The sequence below is a fragment of the Streptomyces sp. NPDC058579 genome (assembly GCF_042718575.1).
GTDB lineage: Bacteria > Actinomycetota > Actinomycetes > Streptomycetales > Streptomycetaceae > Streptomyces.
Map to the genome: position 1 here is coordinate 1 of NZ_JBHXPI010000047.1, position 20,265 is coordinate 20,265.

The 20,265-nt window shown below is 73.8% G+C and carries 17 protein-coding genes; 7 read left to right on the top strand and 10 right to left on the bottom strand.

Going from position 1 to position 20,265, the window contains the following annotated elements; translation table 11 throughout:
* Positions 1–138 precede the first annotated feature (138 nt).
* A complete protein-coding gene (locus tag ACFWRO_RS32155) occupies positions 139–1,752 on the bottom strand; it encodes a hypothetical protein (protein ID WP_384516596.1) in 1,614 nt (537 codons plus the stop codon).
* Between the two features lie 37 nt (positions 1,753–1,789).
* A complete protein-coding gene (locus tag ACFWRO_RS32160; RefSeq protein WP_015032212.1) occupies positions 1,790–1,984 on the bottom strand; it encodes a hypothetical protein in 195 nt (64 codons plus the stop codon).
* 379 nt (positions 1,985–2,363) lie between these two features.
* On the opposite strand from ACFWRO_RS32160, the gene ACFWRO_RS32165 reads away from it, so the two are divergent.
* From ACFWRO_RS32165 to ACFWRO_RS32190, 6 genes are all read left to right on the top strand, one after another.
* Positions 2,364–2,756 carry an ankyrin repeat domain-containing protein gene (locus tag ACFWRO_RS32165; protein ID WP_384516599.1) on the top strand — a complete coding sequence of 131 codons (393 nt, stop codon included), beginning with the start codon at positions 2,364–2,366 and terminating at the stop codon, positions 2,754–2,756.
* Positions 2,757–3,008: 252 nt separating this feature from the next.
* On the top strand, positions 3,009–4,424 hold the full coding sequence (locus ACFWRO_RS32170; RefSeq protein ID WP_384516601.1) for a HEAT repeat domain-containing protein: 1,416 nt from the start codon (positions 3,009–3,011) through the stop codon (positions 4,422–4,424).
* A 266-nt stretch (positions 4,425–4,690) separates the two neighbouring features.
* Complete coding sequence (locus ACFWRO_RS32175) at positions 4,691–5,818, top strand: glycosyltransferase family 4 protein (RefSeq protein WP_384516604.1); 1,128 nt, start codon at positions 4,691–4,693, stop codon at positions 5,816–5,818.
* Positions 5,815–6,993: a glycosyltransferase gene (locus tag ACFWRO_RS32180; RefSeq protein ID WP_384516607.1), complete on the top strand. Its 1,179-nt coding sequence runs from the start codon at positions 5,815–5,817 to the stop codon at positions 6,991–6,993. The genes ACFWRO_RS32175 and ACFWRO_RS32180 overlap by 4 nt, the downstream gene beginning before the upstream one ends.
* Positions 6,994–7,169: 176 nt before the next feature.
* Entirely contained in the window at positions 7,170–8,021 is an 852-nt protein-coding gene (locus tag ACFWRO_RS32185) for an SGNH/GDSL hydrolase family protein (RefSeq protein ID WP_384516609.1), read from the top strand.
* Entirely contained in the window at positions 8,018–11,629 is a 3,612-nt protein-coding gene (locus ACFWRO_RS32190; protein ID WP_384516612.1) for a hydantoinase B/oxoprolinase family protein, read from the top strand. Before ACFWRO_RS32185 ends, ACFWRO_RS32190 begins: the two co-directional genes overlap by 4 nt.
* Here the strand turns inward: ACFWRO_RS32190 and ACFWRO_RS32195 are convergent.
* The 8 genes from ACFWRO_RS32195 to ACFWRO_RS32230 all read right to left on the bottom strand — a co-directional run bounded on the left by ACFWRO_RS32195 (position 11,619) and on the right by ACFWRO_RS32230 (position 19,230).
* The gene (locus tag ACFWRO_RS32195) at positions 11,619–12,311 is read right to left on the bottom strand and encodes a response regulator (RefSeq protein ID WP_384516614.1); all 693 of its coding nucleotides are present in this window, start codon (positions 12,309–12,311) and stop codon (positions 11,619–11,621) included. The two genes, ACFWRO_RS32190 and ACFWRO_RS32195, sit on opposite strands and share 11 nt — an antisense overlap.
* The gene (locus ACFWRO_RS32200) at positions 12,308–13,516 is read right to left on the bottom strand and encodes a sensor histidine kinase (protein WP_384516617.1); all 1,209 of its coding nucleotides are present in this window, start codon (positions 13,514–13,516) and stop codon (positions 12,308–12,310) included. The genes ACFWRO_RS32195 and ACFWRO_RS32200 overlap by 4 nt, the downstream gene beginning before the upstream one ends.
* Positions 13,517–13,614: 98 nt before the next feature.
* Positions 13,615–14,643, bottom strand: a complete 1,029-nt coding sequence (locus ACFWRO_RS32205; RefSeq protein WP_384516620.1) for a DUF418 domain-containing protein — start codon at positions 14,641–14,643, stop codon at positions 13,615–13,617.
* A 133-nt stretch (positions 14,644–14,776) separates the two neighbouring features.
* Positions 14,777–15,430, bottom strand: a complete 654-nt coding sequence (locus tag ACFWRO_RS32210; RefSeq protein ID WP_384516623.1) for an ester cyclase — start codon at positions 15,428–15,430, stop codon at positions 14,777–14,779.
* Between the two features lie 166 nt (positions 15,431–15,596).
* Positions 15,597–16,460, bottom strand: a complete 864-nt coding sequence (locus tag ACFWRO_RS32215) for a biotin-dependent carboxyltransferase family protein (RefSeq protein WP_384516625.1) — start codon at positions 16,458–16,460, stop codon at positions 15,597–15,599.
* Positions 16,457–17,083: an allophanate hydrolase subunit 1 gene (locus ACFWRO_RS32220; RefSeq protein ID WP_384516628.1), complete on the bottom strand. Its 627-nt coding sequence runs from the start codon at positions 17,081–17,083 to the stop codon at positions 16,457–16,459. Before ACFWRO_RS32220 ends, ACFWRO_RS32215 begins: the two co-directional genes overlap by 4 nt.
* Positions 17,080–17,844 carry a LamB/YcsF family protein gene (locus tag ACFWRO_RS32225; RefSeq protein ID WP_384516630.1) on the bottom strand — a complete coding sequence of 255 codons (765 nt, stop codon included), beginning with the start codon at positions 17,842–17,844 and terminating at the stop codon, positions 17,080–17,082. Before ACFWRO_RS32225 ends, ACFWRO_RS32220 begins: the two co-directional genes overlap by 4 nt.
* A gap of 105 nt (positions 17,845–17,949) precedes the next feature.
* Complete coding sequence (locus ACFWRO_RS32230) at positions 17,950–19,230, bottom strand: MFS transporter (protein ID WP_384516633.1); 1,281 nt, start codon at positions 19,228–19,230, stop codon at positions 17,950–17,952.
* A gap of 173 nt (positions 19,231–19,403) precedes the next feature.
* On the opposite strand from ACFWRO_RS32230, the gene ACFWRO_RS32235 reads away from it, so the two are divergent.
* On the top strand, positions 19,404–20,144 hold the full coding sequence (locus ACFWRO_RS32235; RefSeq protein ID WP_384516635.1) for a GntR family transcriptional regulator: 741 nt from the start codon (positions 19,404–19,406) through the stop codon (positions 20,142–20,144).
* Positions 20,145–20,265: the final 121 nt, after the last annotated feature.

Sequence of the window (20,265 nt, forward strand, 5' to 3'; positions counted from 1 at the left end):
GCGCTAATCCGCTGTTCTTGTGGGGGGGGTGGGCTTTGTTTTTTTTTTCAGAGTGTGGGGGGGGGGGTTGGTGGCGTCGGCTCGTTTCATTGGGGTGGGGCCCCCCGCGGGGGGGGCCCCCCTTCGCTCTTCGTACGGTCAGCCCTCGGCGGGGACCGGGGTGTGGCCGAGGTCCAGGGTGGGGCCGTGGGCCGGGGCCGGGTCGGGGGCCGAACCGGGGGCCGGGGGCACCGCCGTCGACGTCGCGTCCTGCCGCTCCGGCAGCAGCGTGAGCACCGCCTGCCGGTGTGCCTCGCTCGTCGCCTCGTCGTACGGATCCGGCGTCGCCGGCACCTGCAGGCGCAGCACAGGACCCGTACCGAGGCGGGCGTACCCGCGGCCCGGCGGGACGGCCGGGATGGGTGTCGTGTGCGGCGCGGTGCCGAGGACCGACTCGATCTGGCCGGGCGACGCGGGGCCGAGGACAACGCGGGCGCGGGTGTGCGTCCGTACCGTCTCGCTCAGCGCGTCCACGCTGTCGAACTGTTCCGCCACCACCACCGTGACCTGCGCGGCCCGGCCGTGCCGCAGCGGCACCTGGAGGAGGTCCTGCGGGTCGGGACGCCCGTCGGCCGCCGCCAGGTGACCGAGGATGCTCGGCCGGTCGAGGAGGATCCAGAGCGGGCGCCGGGTGTCGTCGGGCGCGGGACGGCCCGCCTGCCGGGCCCGGTTCGCGGCGATCAGCCGCCGCTCGGTCTCGTGCGCCGCCCACTCCAGGCTCGCCAGCGCGCCCGCCAGTCCGCACTCGATGGCCAGGACGCCCGCACGGCCGGTCAGACAGGCGTACTCGCCGGTGCCGCTGCCCTCGACGATCAGCACGTCGCCGTACGGCAGGGTCTGCAGGGCGATGGAGCGCAGCAGTGAGGTCGTGCCGCCGCCGGGCTGGCCTACGGCCAGCAGGTGCGGCTCGGTCGAGCGTGGGCCCGTCCGCCAGAGCACCGGGGGAGCGTCCTGCTCCCCGTCGGCGGTGAGGACCGGCACCGTCCGCTGGACGGCGTCCGCGTCGGTGAAGCCGAGGACCGTCTCGCCCGGCACGGTGACGAAGCGCTGGGCGGCGATCGTGGTGGGCAGGGCGTGCAGCACGCTCATGACGAGCTGGTTGCCCTCCTCGTCCCAGTCGAAGCGGTACTCCCGGCCGCGCCCGGACTTGGCGTGCAGCAGCTGCTCGATCCGGGCCCTGGAGGCCGCCTCGCCGTCCGTGAAATACGCGGGGTACCGGATGCGCAGGCAGGTCAGGCGCCCGTCGTCGTCGAAGGTGAAGTCCCCGAAGGCGCCGCTCCAGTCACCGCCGTGGGCGAAGAGGGGAGCCGGGTCCTCGGGGACGGAGAGATACGGCACCAGTGCCTCGTAGAGGCCCTTGAGCCGCTCGACCTCGGCGTCGTCGGGCCCGGTCTTGACGACCGGGCGCTCACGGCCCGTCCACGCGGCCGCGCCCATCACCGAGACAAGGGCGAGCAGCGGACCGTACGGGACGAGCGCGACGACGAGGACGCAGGCCGCGACCAGGAGCAGCGTGGGACCGCGCCGCTCCTTCGGGGTCGCGGCCCACCTGGCGCGCATGGTCGCGGCCAGCTTCCGCAGACCACGCGAGATGGTGATCAGCGGATGGAGCACGTCGGTGGCGCTGTCGGCGGCCGTGCGAGCGATCTCTCGACTGCGAGCGATGCGGTCGCTGCCGCTGGTCAGAATGCGGGGGAGTGGTCGCCGGGCCACGTCGTACTCCTGGAGTTGTGGAAGGGGCTGTCGGGCGTCAGAACTTGATCCCGCCCAAGAGGCCGGCGAGGCTCTGGCCGCCTGCGGTGATGCTCGGGGCGATGGCGGTGCCCGCGAGGTAGAAACCGAAGAGGGCGCTGACGAGGGCGTGTGACGCCTTCATCCCGTCCTTCTTGAAGAACAGGAAGCAGATGATGCCGAGCAGGACCACGCCTGAGATGGACAGGATCATGAGGGGTTCTCCTGGTTGAGGGGACAGTCACCATGAGTCCTTCCAGGTTCACAGCAAGTATCTATGCGATTAAAGGTGCAAATGAGTGAAAGTCGGGTGATTTCACTTGACTGGCGGATATAGAGGGCTTGCCCGAGTTGCGAGTAGGGCTGTGGGTGGGGCCGAGGGTGGGCCGGAGCGGGTCCGGATCAGCTGGCGTTGAGTCGGGGTCAGCTGGGGTTGTAGCCGGGTTGAGCTGCAGTGATCTTTGCCGTGGAGGCCTCACGTCATGTCGCCGGACGGGCAGTACCCTGTCGATTCACCCGTACGGCTGCGCTTGCCGTGCGCAGGTCAAGATTCACTGTTCAGGGTTCCGAGGAACGAAAGGCGGGTACGTCGGATGAGCGAGACTCCGGACCCCGAGGTCATCGAGCTGGCGGGCAAGGTTTTCGAGCTGGCCCGCACCGGGGACGCCGAGGCGCTGGCCGCCTACGTCGACGCGGGCGTGCCGGCGAACCTCACCAACGACCGCGGCGACTCGCTCGTGATGCTCGCCGCCTACCACGGCCACGCCGACGCGGTCGCCGCTCTGCTGGCCCGCGGCGCCGAGCCCGACCGTGCCAACGACCGCGGCCAGACCCCGCTCGCGGGCGCGGTCTTCAAGGGCGAGGACGCCGTGGTGCGTGCGCTGCTCGCCGGCGGCGCAAATCCGGAAGCGGGGACTCCGTCTGCCGTGGATACTGCTCGGATGTTTGGGAAGGCAGAACTCCTGGAGCTGTTCGGGACCCGCTGAGGTTCTGGTCGATACCGGGTGAACGCGCGCTGAACCCCAGGTGGGAGCGGTGTCGTAAATGTGGTCGCGGTGGCGAAATGGCTGGGTCATCATGACGTCGAGCCCGCAACGGGCCACCGACGAGAGGCAGAGGAAGATGGTCAACACCAAGCGAAGGACGACGGGCGGCTCGACATGTTGCTGTGCGGCCTAGGCGATCACCAGTGCCCCGTACTTCCGGTCGTGTCGACAGCTTGATGTGAGGCGTCTTCCATGTTCGATCCAGTCATAGCGCCGAGCGGCACCTTGCTCGGCCTGCTGCAGAGGGGCCGCGGCGACGGCACCCTGCACGCGCTCGCCGCCCCCCGTGCCGAGGCCCTCGCGGCCCTGAACCACTGCGTTCTCAGCGACCCCCGCCACGACTGGCAGGTCGAGAACAGGTCCCTCTACTACGCGCGGCTCTACGTCGACCTCGCCGGCGAGCTCGACGAGGTCGAGGCCCACCTCTTCGGCGCCGAGGACCACCTCGACACCGAGGAGAACCGGACCGGGCTCGCGCTCGCCGTCCTCGGGCACCTCGCCTCCTACGGCCGCCAGGACGCCCTGCTGCTGCTCCGGCGGTACGCCGCGACCGGCACGAACTGGGCGTGGGCCCTCGACGAGCTCGCCCTGCGCGACGACGACACCGGGCTTCGCGCCCTCGCGCTCCCCGTCCTCGCCCGCTTCCCGGTCGGCCGCGAAGGCGACGCCGCGCTGGCGAGCGCCGTACGGGACGCCTTCGAGCCGCGCCCGTGGCGGCTTTGGGCCGAGGACCGGCGCGACGCCGTGGGCGCACGGGTCAGAGCCGCCCAGGAACAGGGCTCCTTCGACCGCTGGCAGCGCCAGATGCGACCCAGCGGCCCCCGGCCCGGGTGGAGCGTCCAGGCCGTCTTCGACTGGGCCCAGGAGGGCCTGGAGCGCGGCGCCGAACTGCACGGGCCCGCCGCCCGCTGCCTCACCGCCGTCGCCGGACCCGATGACCGGCCCCGGATCGTCGAGGCCGCCCGCAGCGGACCCGACGGGGCGCGCTGCGCCGCCCTGCACTACCTGGCCGCGTCACGGGACCCCGCCGTCCTCGACCTGATCGAGGCCGCCGCCGGAGGTGCCTCCCGTACCGTCGCCGATGTCGCCGTCGCCGCGTTCGAGCGCATGTGCGGCGAGCCCGCCGTCGACCGCGCCCGGGGCTGGGTCCACCGGCCCGACGCGCTCGGCGCCGCGGCCGGCGCCGTCCTCGCCTGCCGGGGCGGGGTCCAGGACTCCCTGCTCGTCCTCGGCGCGCTCCGCGAGACCGTCCGGGCCGAGGGCCCCGACGCCACCGCCCTCTACGCCCTGGTCGACGGCGCCGGCCGGCTCGGCATCGGCTGCGCCGCACCCGTACTGCGCCACGTCTACCGGGAGACCGCCTCCTCCCAGCTCCGCGGCCGAGCGGCCCGCGCCCTCGCCGCCACCGACCCGACCTTCCCGACGGGCTTCGCCGTCGAGTGCCTCTGGGACTGCGAGGAGACCACCCGCGAGGTCGCGGCCCAGCACGCCGAGACCGGCGACGTCCGCGTCGCGGACCGGCTGCGCCGCCTGGCCGCCGACCCGGCCGAGGAGGCCGAGGTACAGACGGCGGTCCGCAACCGCATAGGCCCCGACCTCCAGGTCTGACCCCGCCCTTCCGGCGAGGGGGCGCTCGGCACCCGCCGGTGGACGGTGGGTGCCGAGGTGCGTATTCGCGTACGGGGGAGGGCTTGATCCGGCCGTCGACCCGGCTTCGCACGGCCGTCGACCCGGCCGTCGTCCCGGGCGTCGGCTCGGCTTCGTACGGCCCCTCGGGACCCTTCTGCGGGCCAGGGGCAAACGCTCATGGGACGTTCCCCGGGTGTCCAGATCCCCGTCGGCGGGAACACGCCGGGCGCGACGACAACACCGGTATGCGTGTCGTCATCGTCACCGAATCCTTCCCACCCGATGTCAATGGTGTGGCGCACTGCGCCCAGCAGACCGCGCGCCACCTCGTCCGCCGCGGCCATGACCCGCTCGTCATCGCCCCGGCCGTCGCCGGAGCCACCGACACCCCGGACACCGACGCACCGTGCCCCGTCGTGCGCGTCCCGTCCCTGCCCCTCCCCGGCTACCCCCAGGTGCGCGTCGCGCTCCCCAGCCGCCGCCTCGCGACGGCCATCGCCGCGCACCGGGCCGACGTCGTCCACCTCGCCAGCCCCTTCGTGCTCGGGGTACGGGGAATGGCGGCCGCGACCCGCCTCGGACTGCCCGCCGTGGCCGTCTACCAGACCGACCTCGCCGGATACGCCCGCACTTACATGGGCGCGGGGGAAGGCGCCGCCTGGCGCCGGCTGCGGGCCGTCCACGGCGCCGCCGACCGCACCCTCGCGCCGTCCACCGCCGCCGCGCGCGACCTGGAGACGCACGGCATCGGCCGCGTACGGCTCTGGCGGCGCGGCGTCGACACCGTCCGCTTCCGCCCCGACCTGCGCGACGAGGCCCTGCGCCGCGAACTCGCCCCCAACGGCGAACTCCTCGTCGGCTACATCGGCCGCCTCGCCCCCGAGAAGCACGTCGAACTGCTCTCCGGCGTCTGCGGACTGCCCGGCATTCGCGTCGTGGTCGTCGGTGACGGCCCGAGCGAACCGGCCCTGCGGGCCGCGCTGCCCGGCGCCCGGTTCCTCGGCCGCCGCACGGGCGACGACCTGGCGAGGATCTTCGCCTCGCTCGACGTGTTCGCCCACACCGGCCCGTACGAAACGTTCTGCCAGACCGTCCAGGAGGCGATGGCGAGCGGTGTTCCGGTCGTCGCCCCGGCAGCCGGGGGGCCGCTCGATCTTGTCGACCACCGCAGGACCGGTCTGCTCGTACCGCCGGACGACACCACCGCCCTACGGGACGCCGTGAGCTCCCTCGCCGAGGCGCCGGCCCTGCGCGCCGCCTACGGGCGGGCGGGACGCGCCGCCGTCGAGGGCCGGACCTGGGAGGCCGTCGGCGACGAGCTGATCGGCCACTACCTGGAGGTCCTGCGCGAGCGGACGGCGGTGGCGGCATGAGAGACCACGCCATAAGCCGGCCGCTGCGCATCGTCCGGCTCGCCAACTTCGTCACGCCCACCTCGGGGGGCCTGCGCACCGCCCTCGAACAGCTCGGTCGCGGCTACCTCGCCGCCGGGCACGAGCCCGTCCTCATCGTCCCCGGCGATGTGGAGAGCGACCGTGTCACCGACCAGGGGCGGATCATCACCCTGCCCGGGCCCGTGCTGCCCGGCACCGGCGGCTACCGCGTCCTCGCCGACCGGCGCCGCGTCCGCGCGCTCCTGGAGGAACTCGCCCCGGACCGCGTCGAGGTCTCCGACCGCACGACCCTGCGCTGGACGGGGGAGTGGGCGCGCCGGGCCAGGGTGCCCTCGGTGATGGTCTCCCACGAGACCGCCGACGGCGTCCTGCGGACCTGGGGCGTACCGGCGGTCGCCGCCGCCCGCGCCGCCGATCGGCTCAACCGCCGTACCGCGTGGGCGTACTCGCGGATCGTCTGCACGACGGAGTGGGCGGAGCGGGAGTTCGTACGGATCGGGGCCCGCAACGTCCTGCGCGCGCCGCTCGGCGTGGACCTGGAGCGGTGCCGCCCGGGGCGGCACAGTGCCGCACTGCGCGCCGAGCACGCGGGCGGTGAGGGGGTGCTGCTGCTGATGTGTTCGCGGCTCTCCGTGGAGAAGCGGCCGGGCACGGCCCTCGACGCCCTCGCCCGGCTCCGGGGCCAGGGGGTCCGGGCGACGCTCGCCGTGGCCGGCGAAGGGCCGCTGCGGGGCGCGCTTGAGCGGCGGGCGCGGGAGGAGCGGCTCCCGGTCCGCTTCCTGGGGCACGTGGCCGACCGCGAGGCCCTGGCCGACCTGCAGGCCTCCGCCGACCTGTGCCTGGCCCCCGGCCCGGCCGAGACCTTCGGTCTCTCGGCCCTGGAAGCACTGGCCTGCGGCACACCGGTGGTGGTCAGCGCCTCCTCGGCGCTCCCGGAGGTCATCGGCGACGCCGGTGCCTGTGCCGCGGACGATCCGGCCGACTTCGCGGCGGCGGTGCGCACGCTGCTCGACCGGCCGGAGCCGCTCCGCCGCGCGGCGGCACGCGCGCGTGCCGAACTCTTCGGCTGGGACCGCTCGATCGCCGCGTTCCTCGACGCGCACGACGCCGCCCCGGCCACGATCCTCGTTCCGCCGCAGGGGGTGCGGGCATGACGACGACGGTTCCCGCCCCGGAGGAGGCCGTGCCGCCGGGCGCCACCCGGACTTCGGATCCAATATCCAAGACATCGGATCCAATATCTTGGATATCGGATCCGATCTCTCCTCCGGGCGCCGCCGTCCCCGCCCCCCGCCGCGCAATCGGATCCGATCCGCCGACACCCCCGCCGGTGCGGTTCGCCGTCCTCGGCGACTCCCTCAGCGAGGGCGTCGGCGACCGGGTCGAGGGCGCCTGGCGCGGCTGGGCGGCCCTGCTCGCCGAGGGCCTCGCCGGGCCCGGGCAGCGCCTGGAGTTCCGTAACCTCGCCATCAGCGGCGCCCAGAGCCGGGAGGTCGCCGAGTACCAGGCGCCCGTGGCGGTGGCGTTCCGGCCCGACCTCGCCTCCGTCGTCGTCGGCGTCAACGACACCCTCCGCCACACCTTCGACATCGAGCAGCTCGCCCGCCGCCTCGACCGCGTCTGCGCGGACCTCACCGCGAGCGGAGCCGTCCTCCTCACCGCCTGCCTGCCCGACCCGGGCCGGATGCTCGCCCTCCCCGCGCCGCTCGCCCGCCCGCTCGCCCGGCGCCAGCGGGCCGTGAACACCCTCGTCCACGCGCTCTCCGCCCGCTACGACGCCGTCCACCTCCACCTCGCCGACTCCACGTGGACCGACGACCGGTCCCTGTGGAGCGCCGACCGGCTCCACCCGGGCGAGCGCGGCCACCGGGCGATCGCCGCGCGGTTCCACGACCTTCTGGCCGCCCGGGACCTCGCCCACGGCACGCCGCCCGCGCCCGAGCCCCAGCAGCAGCCGCCCACCCGTACGGAAGCGGTGCTCTGGCTCGCCACCGCGGGCACCGGCTGGGTCCTGCGGCGCTGCCACGACCTGCTGCCCCAGCTGCTGCACCTGGCCGGCGCCGAACTGCGCCACCGGGCCCGCGGCACCGACGACCGGCTCGACCGGAAGGCCGAACAAGCCCTGAAGGCCGCGCTCGCGGCCGTGTCCCTGGACGCCCCGGTGGCCACAATGGGGGAATGACCGGGCGCTGGGAGTTCTGGATCGACAGAGGCGGCACGTTCACCGACATCGTGGGCCGGCGGCCCGACGGGCGGCTCGTCACCCGCAAGCTGCTCTCCCACGACCCGACCCGCCCCCACGACGCGGCCGTCGCGGGCATCCGGCTCCTCCTCGGGCTCGGCCCCGACGAGACGGTCCCCGCCGACCGGGTCTCCGTCGCCAAGATGGGCACGACCGTCGCCACCAACGCCCTCCTGGAGCGGCGCGGGGAACCGACGGTCCTCCTCGTCACCGAGGGCTTCCGGGACGCGCTGCGGATCGCGTACCAGAACCGCCCCCGGCTCTTCGACCGCCACATCGTGCTCCCCGAAGCCGTGTACGAACGCGTCATCGAGGTCCCCGAACGGGTCGACGCCCAGGGCCGGACCGTCGGTTCCCTCGACGAGGACGCCGTCGCCGAGGAGCTGCGGGCCGCCCACCGCGACGGCTACCGCTCCGCCGCCGTCGTCCTCCTGCACGGCTACCGCAGCCCCGCCCACGAGAGCCGGGTCGCCGACCTCGCCCGCGCGCTCGGCTTCACCCAGATCAGCTGCTCCCACGAGGTCAGCCCGCTGATCAAACTCGTCCCGCGCGGCGACACCACCGTCGTCGACGCCTACCTCTCGCCGATCCTGCGCCGGTACGTCGACGAGGTGGCCCGCGAACTCGCCGGAATCCGGCTCATGTTCATGCAGTCCAACGGCGGCCTGCGCGAGGCCGCCCACTTCCGCGGCAAGGACGCCGTCCTGTCAGGACCGGCCGGCGGCGTCGTCGGCATGGCCCGCACCTCGGAACAGGCGGGGTTCGACCGGGTCATCGGCTTCGACATGGGCGGCACCTCCACCGATGTGTCGCACTACGCGGGCGAGTTCGAGCGTGAACTCGGTACACAGGTCGCGGGCGTCCGGATGCGCGCCCCCATGATGAACATCCACACCGTCGCGGCGGGTGGCGGCTCAGTCCTCCACTACGACGGCAGCCGCTACCGCGTCGGCCCCGACTCCGCGGGCGCCGTCCCCGGCCCCGCCTGCTACCGCGGGGGCGGGCCGCTGACGGTCACCGACGCCAACGTGATGCTCGGGCGCGTACAGCCCGCCCACTTCCCCGCCGTCTTCGGCCCCGACGGCGACCAGCCGCTCGACGACACCGTCGTACGGGAGGGGTTCACCGCCCTCGCCCGCGAGATCGGCGACGGCCGCACCCCCGAGGAGGTCGCCGCGGGCTTCCTGGAGATCGCCGTCCTCAACATGGCCAACGCCGTCAAGAAGATCTCCGTCCAGCGCGGCCACGACGTCACCCGGTACGCCCTCACCAGCTTCGGCGGCGCCGGCGGCCAGCACGCCTGCGCGGTCGCCGACGCCCTGGGCGTCGACACCGTCCTCGTACCGCCGCTGGCCGGTGTCCTCTCCGCGTACGGCATCGGGCTCGCCGACGCCACCGCCATGCGGGAGCGGTCGGTGGAGGCCGAGCTCGACGCGGAGGGGACCCACGCGCGCGTGACGGAGCTCTGCGCCGAACTCGCCGAGCGGACCAGGGAGGAACTGCGCGCCGACGGACTGCCCGACTCCGCGATCACCACCCACGCGCGCGTGCTCCTGCGCTACGCCGGCACCGACGCGAGCCTCCAGGTCGACCTCGCCCCCGCCGAGCGGATGCGCGAGACCTTCGAGGGGATCCACCGCGCGCGCTACGCCTTCACCATGGAACGCCCGCTCGTCGTGGAGGCCGTGTCCGTGGAGGCCGTGGGGCTCGCCGGACCCCATGGTCCCGTCGTCGTCGACGCGGGCACCGGGGAAGGCGCCCCCGCGCGCCGGGCCACCGTAAAGATGCACCACGGCCACCAGGCCGCCGACACCCCGCTGTACCGCCGGGAGGACCTCCGCCCCGGAGCCACCGTCACAGGGCCCGCGATCCTCGCCGAGGCCGATGCGACCACCGTCGTCGACCCCGGCTGGCGGGCGACGGTCGGCGACGGCGGGCACCTCGTCCTCACCCGCGCCACACCCCGCCCCGCGCGCGTGGCGGTCGGCACGGACGTCGACCCGGTCCTCCTGGAGGTCTTCAACAACCTCTTCATGGCGATCGCCGAGCAGATGGGCGTACGCCTGGAGAACACCGCCCACTCCGTCAACATCAAGGAGCGACTCGACTTCTCCTGCGCCCTGTTCGACCCCGAGGGCAACCTGATCGCCAACGCGCCCCACATCCCCGTCCACCTCGGCTCCATGGGCGAGTCCATCAAGGAGGTGCTGCGGCGCGGCGGCGACGAGCTGCGCCCGGGCGACGTCTACGCCATCAACGACCCGTACCACGGCGGCACCCACCTGCCGGACGTGACCGTGGTGACCCCGGTCTTCGACGAGCCGGGCCGCGCACTGCTCTTCCTCGTGGCCTCGCGCGGCCACCACGCCGAGATCGGCGGCATCACCCCCGGCTCCATGCCGGCCTTCAGCCGGACCGTCCACGAGGAGGGCGTCCTCTTCGACAACTGGCTGCTCGTACGGGACGGCCGGCTGCGCGAGGACGAGACGCGGGCGCTGCTCACCGGCGCCCCGTACCCCTCCCGCGACCCGGACACCAACCTCGCCGACCTCCGCGCCCAGATCGCCGCCAACGAGAAGGGGATCGAGGAACTGCGCGCCATGGTCGACCAGTTCGGCCTGGACGTCGTCCACGCCTACATGCGGCACGTCCGTGCCAACGCCGAGGAGTCCGTACGCCGGATCGTGGCCGGCCTCCGGGACGGCTCGTACCGCTACGAGACGGACGGCGGCGCGGTCGTCCAGGTCGCGGTCCGCGTCGACCGCGAACGGCGCTCCGCCGTCCTGGACTTCACCGGCACCTCGCCGCAGCTGCCCGGCAACGCCAACGCGCCCACCTCCGTCGTGATGGCCGCCGTCCTGTACGTCTTCCGGACCCTCGTCGACGACGACATCCCCCTCAACAGCGGCTGCCTGGAGCCCCTGGACGTCCGCGTGCCGCCCGGCTCGATGCTCGCGCCCCGCTTCCCGGCGGCGACGGTCGCGGGGAACGTGGAGACCTCCCAGGCGGTCACCGGCGCCCTCTACGCGGCCCTCGGTGTACAGGCCGAGGGCTCGGGCACGATGAACAACCTGACCTTCGGCAACGCGCGCGTGCAGTACTACGAGACCGTCGCGAGCGGCTCCGGCGCGGGCGACGGCTTCGACGGCGCCGACGCCGTCCAGACCCACATGACCAACTCCCGGCTCACCGACCCGGAGATCCTGGAGTGGCGCCACCCGGTCCGGGTGGAATCCTTCGCCGTACGGACCGGCAGCGGCGGAACCGGCCGGTGGCACGGCGGCGACGGCGTCGAACGCCGCATCCGCTTCCTGGAACCGATGACCGTGACCCTGCTGACCGGCCACCGCCGTGTCCCGCCCTACGGCATGGCCGGCGGGGAGCCGGGCCGGCTCGGCGAGAACCTGGTCGAACGCGCCGACGGCACGGTCGAGCACCTCGGAGGCGTCGACACGACCGAGGTTGCCCCGGACGACGTCCTCGTCCTGCGGACACCGGGCGGCGGGGGCTACGGCACGCCCCAGGGCAGCCGTCGGTTCACCGTCTGACGGATCCCGTCTCCCACGCCCACGCTGCGATCTCCACCCGGTTCCGGGCGTTCAGCTTGGCCTGGACGCTGACCAGGTGGGTCTTGACCGTGGAGAGCGAGATGAAGAGCCCGGCCGCGATCTCCTGATTGGTGCGGCCGCGGGCGACGAGCCGGACGACGTCGAGCTCCCGCTCCGTGAGGACGCCGGACCCGCCCAGGGGCACGGCGGCGTCCGGCTGTTCGCCGAGCCGCTCCAGGAGGCGCAGGGTCACGGCGGGGGAGACCAGGGCGTCACCGCGCGCGGCGGCCCGGACGGCCTCCAGGAGGAGGGCCGTTCCGGCGTCCTTGAGGAGGAAGCCGACCGCGCCCGAGCGCAGCGCCCCGTACAGATACGCGTCCTCGTCGAAGGTCGTGACCACGACGACCCGCATCGGGTCGGCGACGCCGGGGCCCGCGAGGACCCGGGTGACCTCCAGGCCGTCGAGCCGGGGCATCCGTACGTCCACGAGACACACGTCGGGCCGCAGGCGGCGGGCCAGTTCGACGCACTGGGCGCCGTCGGCGGCCTCGGCGACCACCTCGATGTCCGGCTGGGCGTCGAGGATCATCCGGAACCCCGCGCGGACCATGTCCTGGTCGTCGGCGACCAGGACGCGGACGGGATCGGAGGCGGTTCGGGGCGCGCCGGACGTCGTGCTCATGCGGTGGATCCTTCCAGAGGCCGCGCGGCCTGTGCCCCGAGGACCGGCAGGCTCGCGGCCACCCGCCAGCCACCGCCCGGCAGCGGGCCGGTCTCCAGCTCCCCGCCGACCGCCTCCACCCGTTCCCGCAGCCCGATCAGGCCGAAACCGCCGCGACCGCCCGTCGGCCCGCGCCCGGACCTCCCGCCCGCCCGGCCGGGGCCGTTGACGACCTCGACGTCGAGCGTGCGGTCGTCGGCGGTGACCTGGATCCGGATGCCGTCGGTGTCGGGCGAGTGCCGCAGGGTGTTGGTGAGCGCCTCCTGGACGACCCGGTGCACCGAGGTCGCCACCTCCGGCGCGAGCCGGGCGACCCGGGCGGGCGCGGCGATCTCGAGCCGCGCGGCCGGAAGCCCGGTGGAGCCGTCCCCGAAACCGGCGACGAGCGCGCCGAGCGCCACGGACAGATCGTCCTCGCGGGGCGGCCCGGACTCCTCGCGGAGGATACGGACGAGCCGGCGCATCGAGTCGAGGGTCTCCGTCCCGGCCCGCTCGATGTCGGTGAGGATCGCGTCGACCTGCTCGGGCGCCACGTCCTTGACGGCCTGTGCCGCCCGCGCCTGGAGCACGATGCCGGTGACGTGGTGGGCGACGAAGTCGTGCAGGTCGCGCGCGAGGCGCAGGCGTTCCGCGTCCCGTACGGAGGCGACGGCGTGGGCCCGCCGGGTGTCGAGCGCCCGCAGGTAGGCGCCGAGCCCGGCGCAGCCGGCCGCCACGAACGCGAGCACCACGGCGAGCGTCTCGGTGTCGTCGTTGAACCCCAGGCGCAGCGGAGCCGCCGCGGCGGTCACCCCGAGCAGCACCCCGGTCCCCAGGGCCACCGGGGCCCGTTCGATGCCCCGCGCGGCCCGGGTGAGCAGCACGAGGAGGGCGATGGACTCGGCGAACCCCCAGGTGCCGGACCGGACCCCGTCGCCCAGCAGGAAGAACGCGGTGAGCCCGCCGGAGAGCAGCACGGCGGCCCCCGACCGCGCCGGCAGCGCGGGCCGACCCGGCACGAGGACGACGGCGGCGACGAGCGGACCGCACAGCAGCAGCGGCCACGGCCACCACGGGCGGCCCGCCACCAGGTCGAAGCACCAGGGGAGCAGCAGCCCCACGCACAGCAGCGCGGTCGTCGGACGCCGACGACCGCGTGCGGGCGGGGCATCCAGGGGTTCGTTCACGCCCTCGACCCTAAAGGGCCGCTGACCGGCCCGTACGAGGGTGTGCCGGAGCCTGCCCCGGGGGGAGGGCGGGCTCCGGTGTCAGGGTGAGCAGGGACTCACCCGGTCTGTGCGGTACGGGGCTTGGCCAGGGGCACGGCCTGCCACCAGGTGACCGAGCGCCAGCCCCACTCCAGGGGCCCGTAACGGTGTCCGGTCAGCCACCAGCGGCTCGCGGCGGCCTGGACGGCGATGATCGCGGCGGAGAGCGCCAGGGCCGTGCCCCAGCGGCCCGAGTCGTGGAGCCCGAGGACCGGAGCCGCCGCGAGGACCAGCAGCGTCGCGGTGACGTAGTTGGTCAGCGCCATCCGCCCGAGCGGGGCGAAGAAGCGGGCGAGGGCGCCGCCCGCCGGGGTGCGCAGGAGGAGCAGGAAGCCGGCGATGTACGCGAGCGCCGAGACGAGACCCGCGGCCGCGCCCACGCGGGTGGCGAGCGGGTCGGTCGGCGGGATGCGGTGCTGCCAGAGGGTGGCCGCGACGGCCAGCGGTGCGGCGAGGGCGAGGACGACACAGAGCTGCCCGCCCCGCCGCTCCAGGCTGTCGGCGATCCCGTACCGGGCGGTCGCCATGCCGAGCAGGAACAGTCCCGGGATCAGGCCCAGGCCGCCCCCGGCCAGGGTGAAGCCCGCGACGGTCAGCGCGCCGCCCGCGAGGGCCACGGCCCAGCGCGGTAGCCAGGTGGCGGGGACGAGCACGACCAGCGCCGCGATCGCGTAGTAGCGCAGTGCCTCACCGGGCTGGAGCAGGCCGTGCAGCGCGCCGAGCAGCCCGAGCGCGACGAGCCGGCGCAGCAGAAGGACCCGCGGCCGCTCGGAGCGCGTGGCGGCCCCCTCGTAGAAGAGGGCGAAGCTCAGGCCGAAGAGGAACGAGAAGATCGGGAAGAAGCGCTGGTGGACCGTCAGGTCGAGCGCTTCGGATATGGGATACGAATTCCCGGGAACGATGTAGCCCACCATGTTCGTGATCTGCGGGACGTTCACGAGCAGAATGCCGCAGAGCGCGAAGCCCCGCAGTGCGTCGAGCGCGTCGATCCGGGGCCGGCGGACCGTGGAGGTCGAGGGGGCGGCGGCAGGGGCCTGCGATCGCACGGGAGGAAGCTCCTTCTCGGGGAGGGGTGTGCCGATGAGAAGCCTCCGCCGGGACGGGCCCCACCACCTCGGCCGGGAGATGGGGCCGCCTCGTCCGAAAGTACGGTTCGCCCGGGCGCCGTCCGCCCCTCCGTCAGCCCTTGACGCCTAGCTGGGCGAGGAGCGTCTGGTTGTCCTCGATGTGCCAGTCCTCGACGATCTGCTTCTTGCCCACGTGCTGGATGTCGATGGCGTTGAACTCGACCTTCTGCCCCTTGCCCTTCACGCCGTCGAACGTGCCCGTGAAGGTGCCCCGGAACACGAGCCGCGCGGTGATCTTGTCGCCGGTGATCAGCAGGTCGGAGAGCTCGCAGGTCAGGTCGGGGACGGCGGCCCGGAAGTTCTTCGAGGCGAAGGCGGGTCCGGCCGGGCCCTGCGGACGGCCGGGCGGCAGCGTGTTGTCCTTGAAGTCGGGGCTGACGGCGGCCTTGAGGTAGCTCGTCCTCCCCGTGTGCCAGAAGGTGTAGAGCTGCTGGGCAAGGCGGATCTCCTGCCGGGCCCGCCGCTCGCTCAGCGAGCCGTCGACCGTCAGCGCCTTCGGACGCACCAGATCGGGCGAGCGGTCCACGAGGCGCATCGGGTCGCGGGAGCCGTGCGACGCCGTCACCGGGGCGTCGGCCGTCGCGGAGTCCGCCGTCGTGGAGCCGGCCGTCGTGGAGTCGGCCCACGACAGGCCGCCGGAGGCGATTCCCGCGCACAGAGTCACGGCGGTGAGGGAGAAGGCGACGGCGGCGGTACGGGTACGCATGGGTCCTCCGGAGGACGGTGTGGGGGTGGGGGGGGCCGGTCATGGGCGGCTGTGGCCTTGTGCCTGCCGCCGCGTACGACTCAACCCCACCCCTCCGCCATACGTCCAAGGCATGTTTTCTACCGCCGCCATGACTTCTCGTTATGCCCGGGGGAGCGTTCCCGCCTCAGCCCATCGGTACGAACCGCACCACCGTCCCCGGTACCGCCTGCGCCGCTGCCGCCAGGTCCGCCTCCCGCACCACCGCCACCACCGGATAGCCGCCGGTCGTCGGGTGGTCGGCGAGGAAGACCAACGGGCGGCCGTCCGGAGGCACCTGGACCGCGCCCAGGACCATGCCCTCACTGGGGAGTTCGGCCGTCACAGCCCGCTCCAGCGGCGGTCCCTCGGTGCGCAGACCGATCCGGTTGGTGGCCGGAGAGACCCGGTACGCGCGCGTGGCCAGCGTGCGCAGGGCCGCCGGGGTGAACCAGTCGTGGCGCGGGCCCAGCCGGACCCGGAGGACGAGTTCGTCCGCCGGACCCGGCCAGGGGGGAGCGTCGACCCACCCCCGTGGGGCCGACTCCGCTCCCAGCGGCAGCACGGCTCCGTCCGCCAGCGGCGCCGGACCGAGCCCGGACAGCAGGTCGGTGGAGCGGCTGCCGAGGACGGGTTCGACGGCGAGCCCGCCGCCGAACCCGACGTACGCGCGCAGGCCACGGGCGGCCCGGCCGATCTCCAGGAGCGCCCCCGCCGGTACCCGTACCGCCGTCCCCCAGGCCGCCGGCCGCCCGTCGACCGTGACCGGGCACGGCGCCCCGCCCACGGCCACGGTGACCGGGCAACGGGGCCGCACCGCACATCCGTCGACCGTGGTCTCCAGGACCGCCGCGCCCTCCGGGTTGCCCACGAGGCGGTTCACCAGACGGGCCGCGCCGGGATCCAGCGCCCCGGAGCGGGGCACGCCCAGATGCGCGTACCCGGTCCGCCCCAGGTCCTGCACGGTGGTCAGCGCGCCTGCCCGGACCACCGCCAACGCACGATCGGTCACCGGCTCTCCACGACGAAGCGCACCCGGGCACCGGGCGTGAGCAGCGCGGCGGGCTCACGGCCCGCGTCCCAGAGCACCGTGTCCGTGGAACCGATCAACTGCCAGCCGCCGGGGGACGAACGCGGATAGACCCCCGTGTACGGCCCCGCGAGCGCGACCGACCCGGCCGGGACGGAGGTGCGCGGAGTCGCCCGGCGCGGCACCTGGTACTGCTCGCCGAGCCCGGTCAGATAGCCGAAGCCCGGCGCGAACCCGCAGAACGCGACCCGGAACTCGGTGGCCGAATGGATCCGGACCGCCGTCTCCACGGACACCCCCCAGAGCGCGGCGACCTCGGCCAGATCGGGACCGTCGTAACGGACCGCGACCTCGACGGCTCGCTCCACGCGCGCGTGGAGCGGCGGGATCGACCACTCCCGCAGCTGGCCCGCCAGCACGTCCGGCGTGTCGACCCCGTCGAGGAGCACCGTCCGCGCCGCCGGCACGATCTCCCGTACGGACGGCAGGACACCGCCCGCCCGCCGGCGCAGCAGCTCGGCGTGGAACGCCTCCGTCTCCGTACCGCTCCCCAACTCGACGAGCAGCGCCCGCTCGCCCACCCGGTACACCCGTCGCGCCTTCATGCGAACGCCTCCACCGTGACTCCCGTCGCCTCCAGTTCGGCGCGCACCCGCCGGGCCAGGCCCACCGCGCCCGGGGTGTCCCCGTGCAGGCAGAGCGAGCGCGCCCGTACGGCGACGGACCGGCCGCAGTGCGCGGTGACGACCCCGAACCGGGCCATGGACACCGACCGTTCGACGACCTCGGCCGGATCGGTGACGACGGCCCCCTCCTGCCCCCGTGGCAGCAGGGAACCGTCGGCCGTGTACGCCCGGTCGCCGAACGCCTCGGTCACCACCGGCAGCCCCGCCCTCCCGGCCGCCTCGTGCAGTCGCGAACCGGGCAGCCCGAGCACGGGCAGTCCGCCGCCCGCGAGCAGCACCCCGTCGACGACCGCCGCCGCCTGTGCCTCGTCCCGGACCACCCGGTTGTACAGCGCGCCGTGCGGCTTGACGTACGCGACCCGCGACCCGGCCGCCCGGGCGAACACGTCGAGCGCCCCGATCTGGTACGCGATCTCGGCCGCCAGCTCGTCCGCCGGGACGTCCATCGCGCGCCGGCCGAAACCGGCCAGGTCCCGGTAGGAGACCTGGGCCCCGATCGTCACGCCCCTCGCCGCGGCCAGCTCGCAGACACGGCGCATGGTGACCGCGTCCCCGGCATGGAAGCCGCAGGCCACGTTGGCGCTGGTGACGACGGAGAGCAGCTCCTCGTCGTCGGTGAGCGTCCAGCGGCCGAAGCCCTCGCCGAGGTCGGCGTTGAGGTCGATCGAGACCCGGGTCATGGTGGTTCCTTCCGTCACGTGCGGCGACGCGGGCGGCTCAGGCCGCGACGCGGTACTCGGACTCGCGCACATCGGTGACCGCGGGCGTCTCGGTGACCGCGGGCGTCATGCCAGTTCCTTTCCGCGGGTCTCCGGCAGGCCGAGCAGCGCCAGGACCGCGAGACCGTAGCCGATCGCCCCGAAGATCAGCGCGCCGCCGACGCCCCAGCTCTCGGCGAGGAAGCCCACCAGCGTCGGGAAGATCGCGCCCACCGCGCGCCCGGTGTTGTACGTGAAGCCCTGACCCGTGCCCCGTACCGCCGTCGGGTACAGCTCGGCGAGGAAGGAGCCGAACCCGCTGAAGATGGCCGACATGCAGAAGCCGAGCGGGAATCCGAGGACGAGGAGGAGCGTGTTCGCCCCCGGCGGGATGTTCGTGTACGCGAGGACGGACAGCGCCGACAGGGCCGCGAAGAGCGCGATGTTCTTCTTCCGGCCGAGCCGGTCGGTGAGGTACCCGCCGGTCAGATAGCCGATGAAGGCCCCGGAGATCAGGAACGTCAGATAGCCGCCGGTGCCGACGACCGTCAGTCCCCGCTCGGTCTTCAGGAAGGTCGGCACCCAGGTGGCGAGGGTGTAGTAGCCGCCCTGGACGCCGGTCGAGAGCAGTACGGCGAAGAGCGTGGTGCGCAGCAGCGTCGGCTTGAAGATGGCGGTGAACGAACCTCGTTCGGCCGAGCCGCGCCGGATCTCGGCGGCCTGCGGGGCGTCCTCGACGTTCCGCCGGACGTAGACCACGAGCAGCGCGGGCAGGGCGCCCGTCCAGAACATGATCCGCCAGGCGAGGTCGGCCTCCACGAACGCGAAGACCAGGGTGTACACGATGACCGCGAGCGCCCAGCCGGCCGCCCACGCGCTCTGGACGGCGCCGAGCGTACGGCCCCGGTGCTTGGCGGAGGCGTACTCGGCGACCAGGATCGCCCCGACCGCCCACTCGCCGCCGAAGCCGAGGCCCTGGAGGGCGCGGAAGACCATCAGGGTCTCGTAGTTGGGCGCGAAGCCGCACAGGACGGTGAAGAGCGCGTAGGTGATGACCGTGATCATCAGCGCCTTCACCCGGCCTATGCGGTCGGCCAGGATGCCGGCCAGCGCGCCGCCGACCGCCGACACGACCAGGGTGACCGTGGTCAGCAGACCGGTCTGGCCCTTGTCGAGGCTGAAGTAGGCGGCGATCGCCACCATCGAGAGCGGCAGGGTGAAGAAGTCGTAGGAATCCAGGGCGTATCCGCCGAACGCGCCGCCGAAGGCGCGGCGGCCGCGAGGCCCGAGGGCGCGCAGCCAGGCGAACGCGCCCGTGTCGTCGGGCCGTTCGCCCTGGGTCTGCTGCTGGGTCTGTGTCGTGCTCATCTGCACCTCGCAGAGCGGGAGGAGCGTGCCTGAGGGACGTACTGAAGGACCGTGCGGTGTCGTCAAGGTAGGGGATCGTTGAACGATCCGACAAGAGGTAGGTCGTCATGTTCTTGTTTCCGGGCAGGACCTGCGATTGACTCGGCCGCGAACGACGAGAGGAACGAGGCGCGGTGGGCGGAATCGGTGGAATCGGCGGGAGCGGCCAATCCGGTGAACTCGGCGAACTCGCCGACGACCGGGCCCTGCTCGGGCGGACCAGCACGGCGGAACGCGTGGCGGACATCCTCCGCACCCGGATCGCCGAGGGCTTCTTCCCGCCCGGCACCCGGCTCTCCGAGGACAGCATCGGCGGCGCGCTCGGGGTCTCCCGCAACACCCTGCGCGAGGCGTTCCGGCTGCTCACCCACGAGCGGCTGCTCGTCCACGAACTCAACCGGGGCGTCTTCGTCCGGGTGCTCGCCGTCGAGGACGTCGCCGACATCTACCGCACCCGCCGGCTCGTCGAGTGCGCCGTCGTCCACGGCCTCGGGGAGCCGCCGTTCGCCGTGGACGGTCTGGTCGCCGCCGTCGAGGAGGGCCTGGCCGCGGCCCGCGCCGAGGACTGGAAGGGCGTCTCCACCGCCAACATCCACTTCCACCGCGAACTGGTCGCCCTGGCGGGCAGCGCGCGCACGGACGAGCTGATGAGGGGCGTCCTGGCCGAACTCAGGCTCGCCTTCCACATCGTGGACGACCCGCGCGGGCTGCACGAGCCTTATCTCGTACGAAACCGGGAGATTCTGGAAGCCCTGCTCGCCGGGGAACGCGAGACGGCGGAACGGCTCCTGGCCGGCTACCTCGACGACTCCCGCACCCGGGTCGCCGAGGCGTACGCGAAGGCGGTCGACGAACCGGAGCGGGCGGAGGCGTAGGGGGCTGGAGGGGGGCGGAGGCGTAGGGCTGGAGGAGGCGGAGGCATAGGGGCGGCCCTGAGCCCCCGGCGGGGCGAAGACCCAGGTGCGGCCGGGTCGTATCTGCGCCGTTTCGACCGTT

What these genes read in the sequence shown, in the direction of transcription:
- ACFWRO_RS32165 (WP_384516599.1), top strand. Translation starts at nt 2,364, where the DNA reads ATGAGCGAGACTCCGGACCCCGAGGTCATCGAGCTGGCGGGCAAGGTT.
- ACFWRO_RS32170 (WP_384516601.1), top strand. Translation starts at nt 3,009, where the DNA reads ATGTTCGATCCAGTCATAGCGCCGAGCGGCACCTTGCTCGGCCTGCTG.
- ACFWRO_RS32230 (WP_384516633.1), bottom strand. Translation starts at nt 19,230, where the DNA reads ATGAGCACGACACAGACCCAGCAGCAGACCCAGGGCGAACGGCCCGAC.
- ACFWRO_RS32220 (WP_384516628.1), bottom strand. Translation starts at nt 17,083, where the DNA reads ATGAAGGCGCGACGGGTGTACCGGGTGGGCGAGCGGGCGCTGCTCGTC.
- ACFWRO_RS32160 (WP_015032212.1), bottom strand. Translation starts at nt 1,984, where the DNA reads ATGATCCTGTCCATCTCAGGCGTGGTCCTGCTCGGCATCATCTGCTTC.
- ACFWRO_RS32190 (WP_384516612.1), top strand. Translation starts at nt 8,018, where the DNA reads ATGACCGGGCGCTGGGAGTTCTGGATCGACAGAGGCGGCACGTTCACC.
- ACFWRO_RS32180 (WP_384516607.1), top strand. Translation starts at nt 5,815, where the DNA reads ATGAGAGACCACGCCATAAGCCGGCCGCTGCGCATCGTCCGGCTCGCC.
- ACFWRO_RS32210 (WP_384516623.1), bottom strand. Translation starts at nt 15,430, where the DNA reads ATGCGTACCCGTACCGCCGCCGTCGCCTTCTCCCTCACCGCCGTGACT.
- ACFWRO_RS32175 (WP_384516604.1), top strand. Translation starts at nt 4,691, where the DNA reads ATGCGTGTCGTCATCGTCACCGAATCCTTCCCACCCGATGTCAATGGT.
- ACFWRO_RS32195 (WP_384516614.1), bottom strand. Translation starts at nt 12,311, where the DNA reads ATGAGCACGACGTCCGGCGCGCCCCGAACCGCCTCCGATCCCGTCCGC.
- ACFWRO_RS32225 (WP_384516630.1), bottom strand. Translation starts at nt 17,844, where the DNA reads ATGACCCGGGTCTCGATCGACCTCAACGCCGACCTCGGCGAGGGCTTC.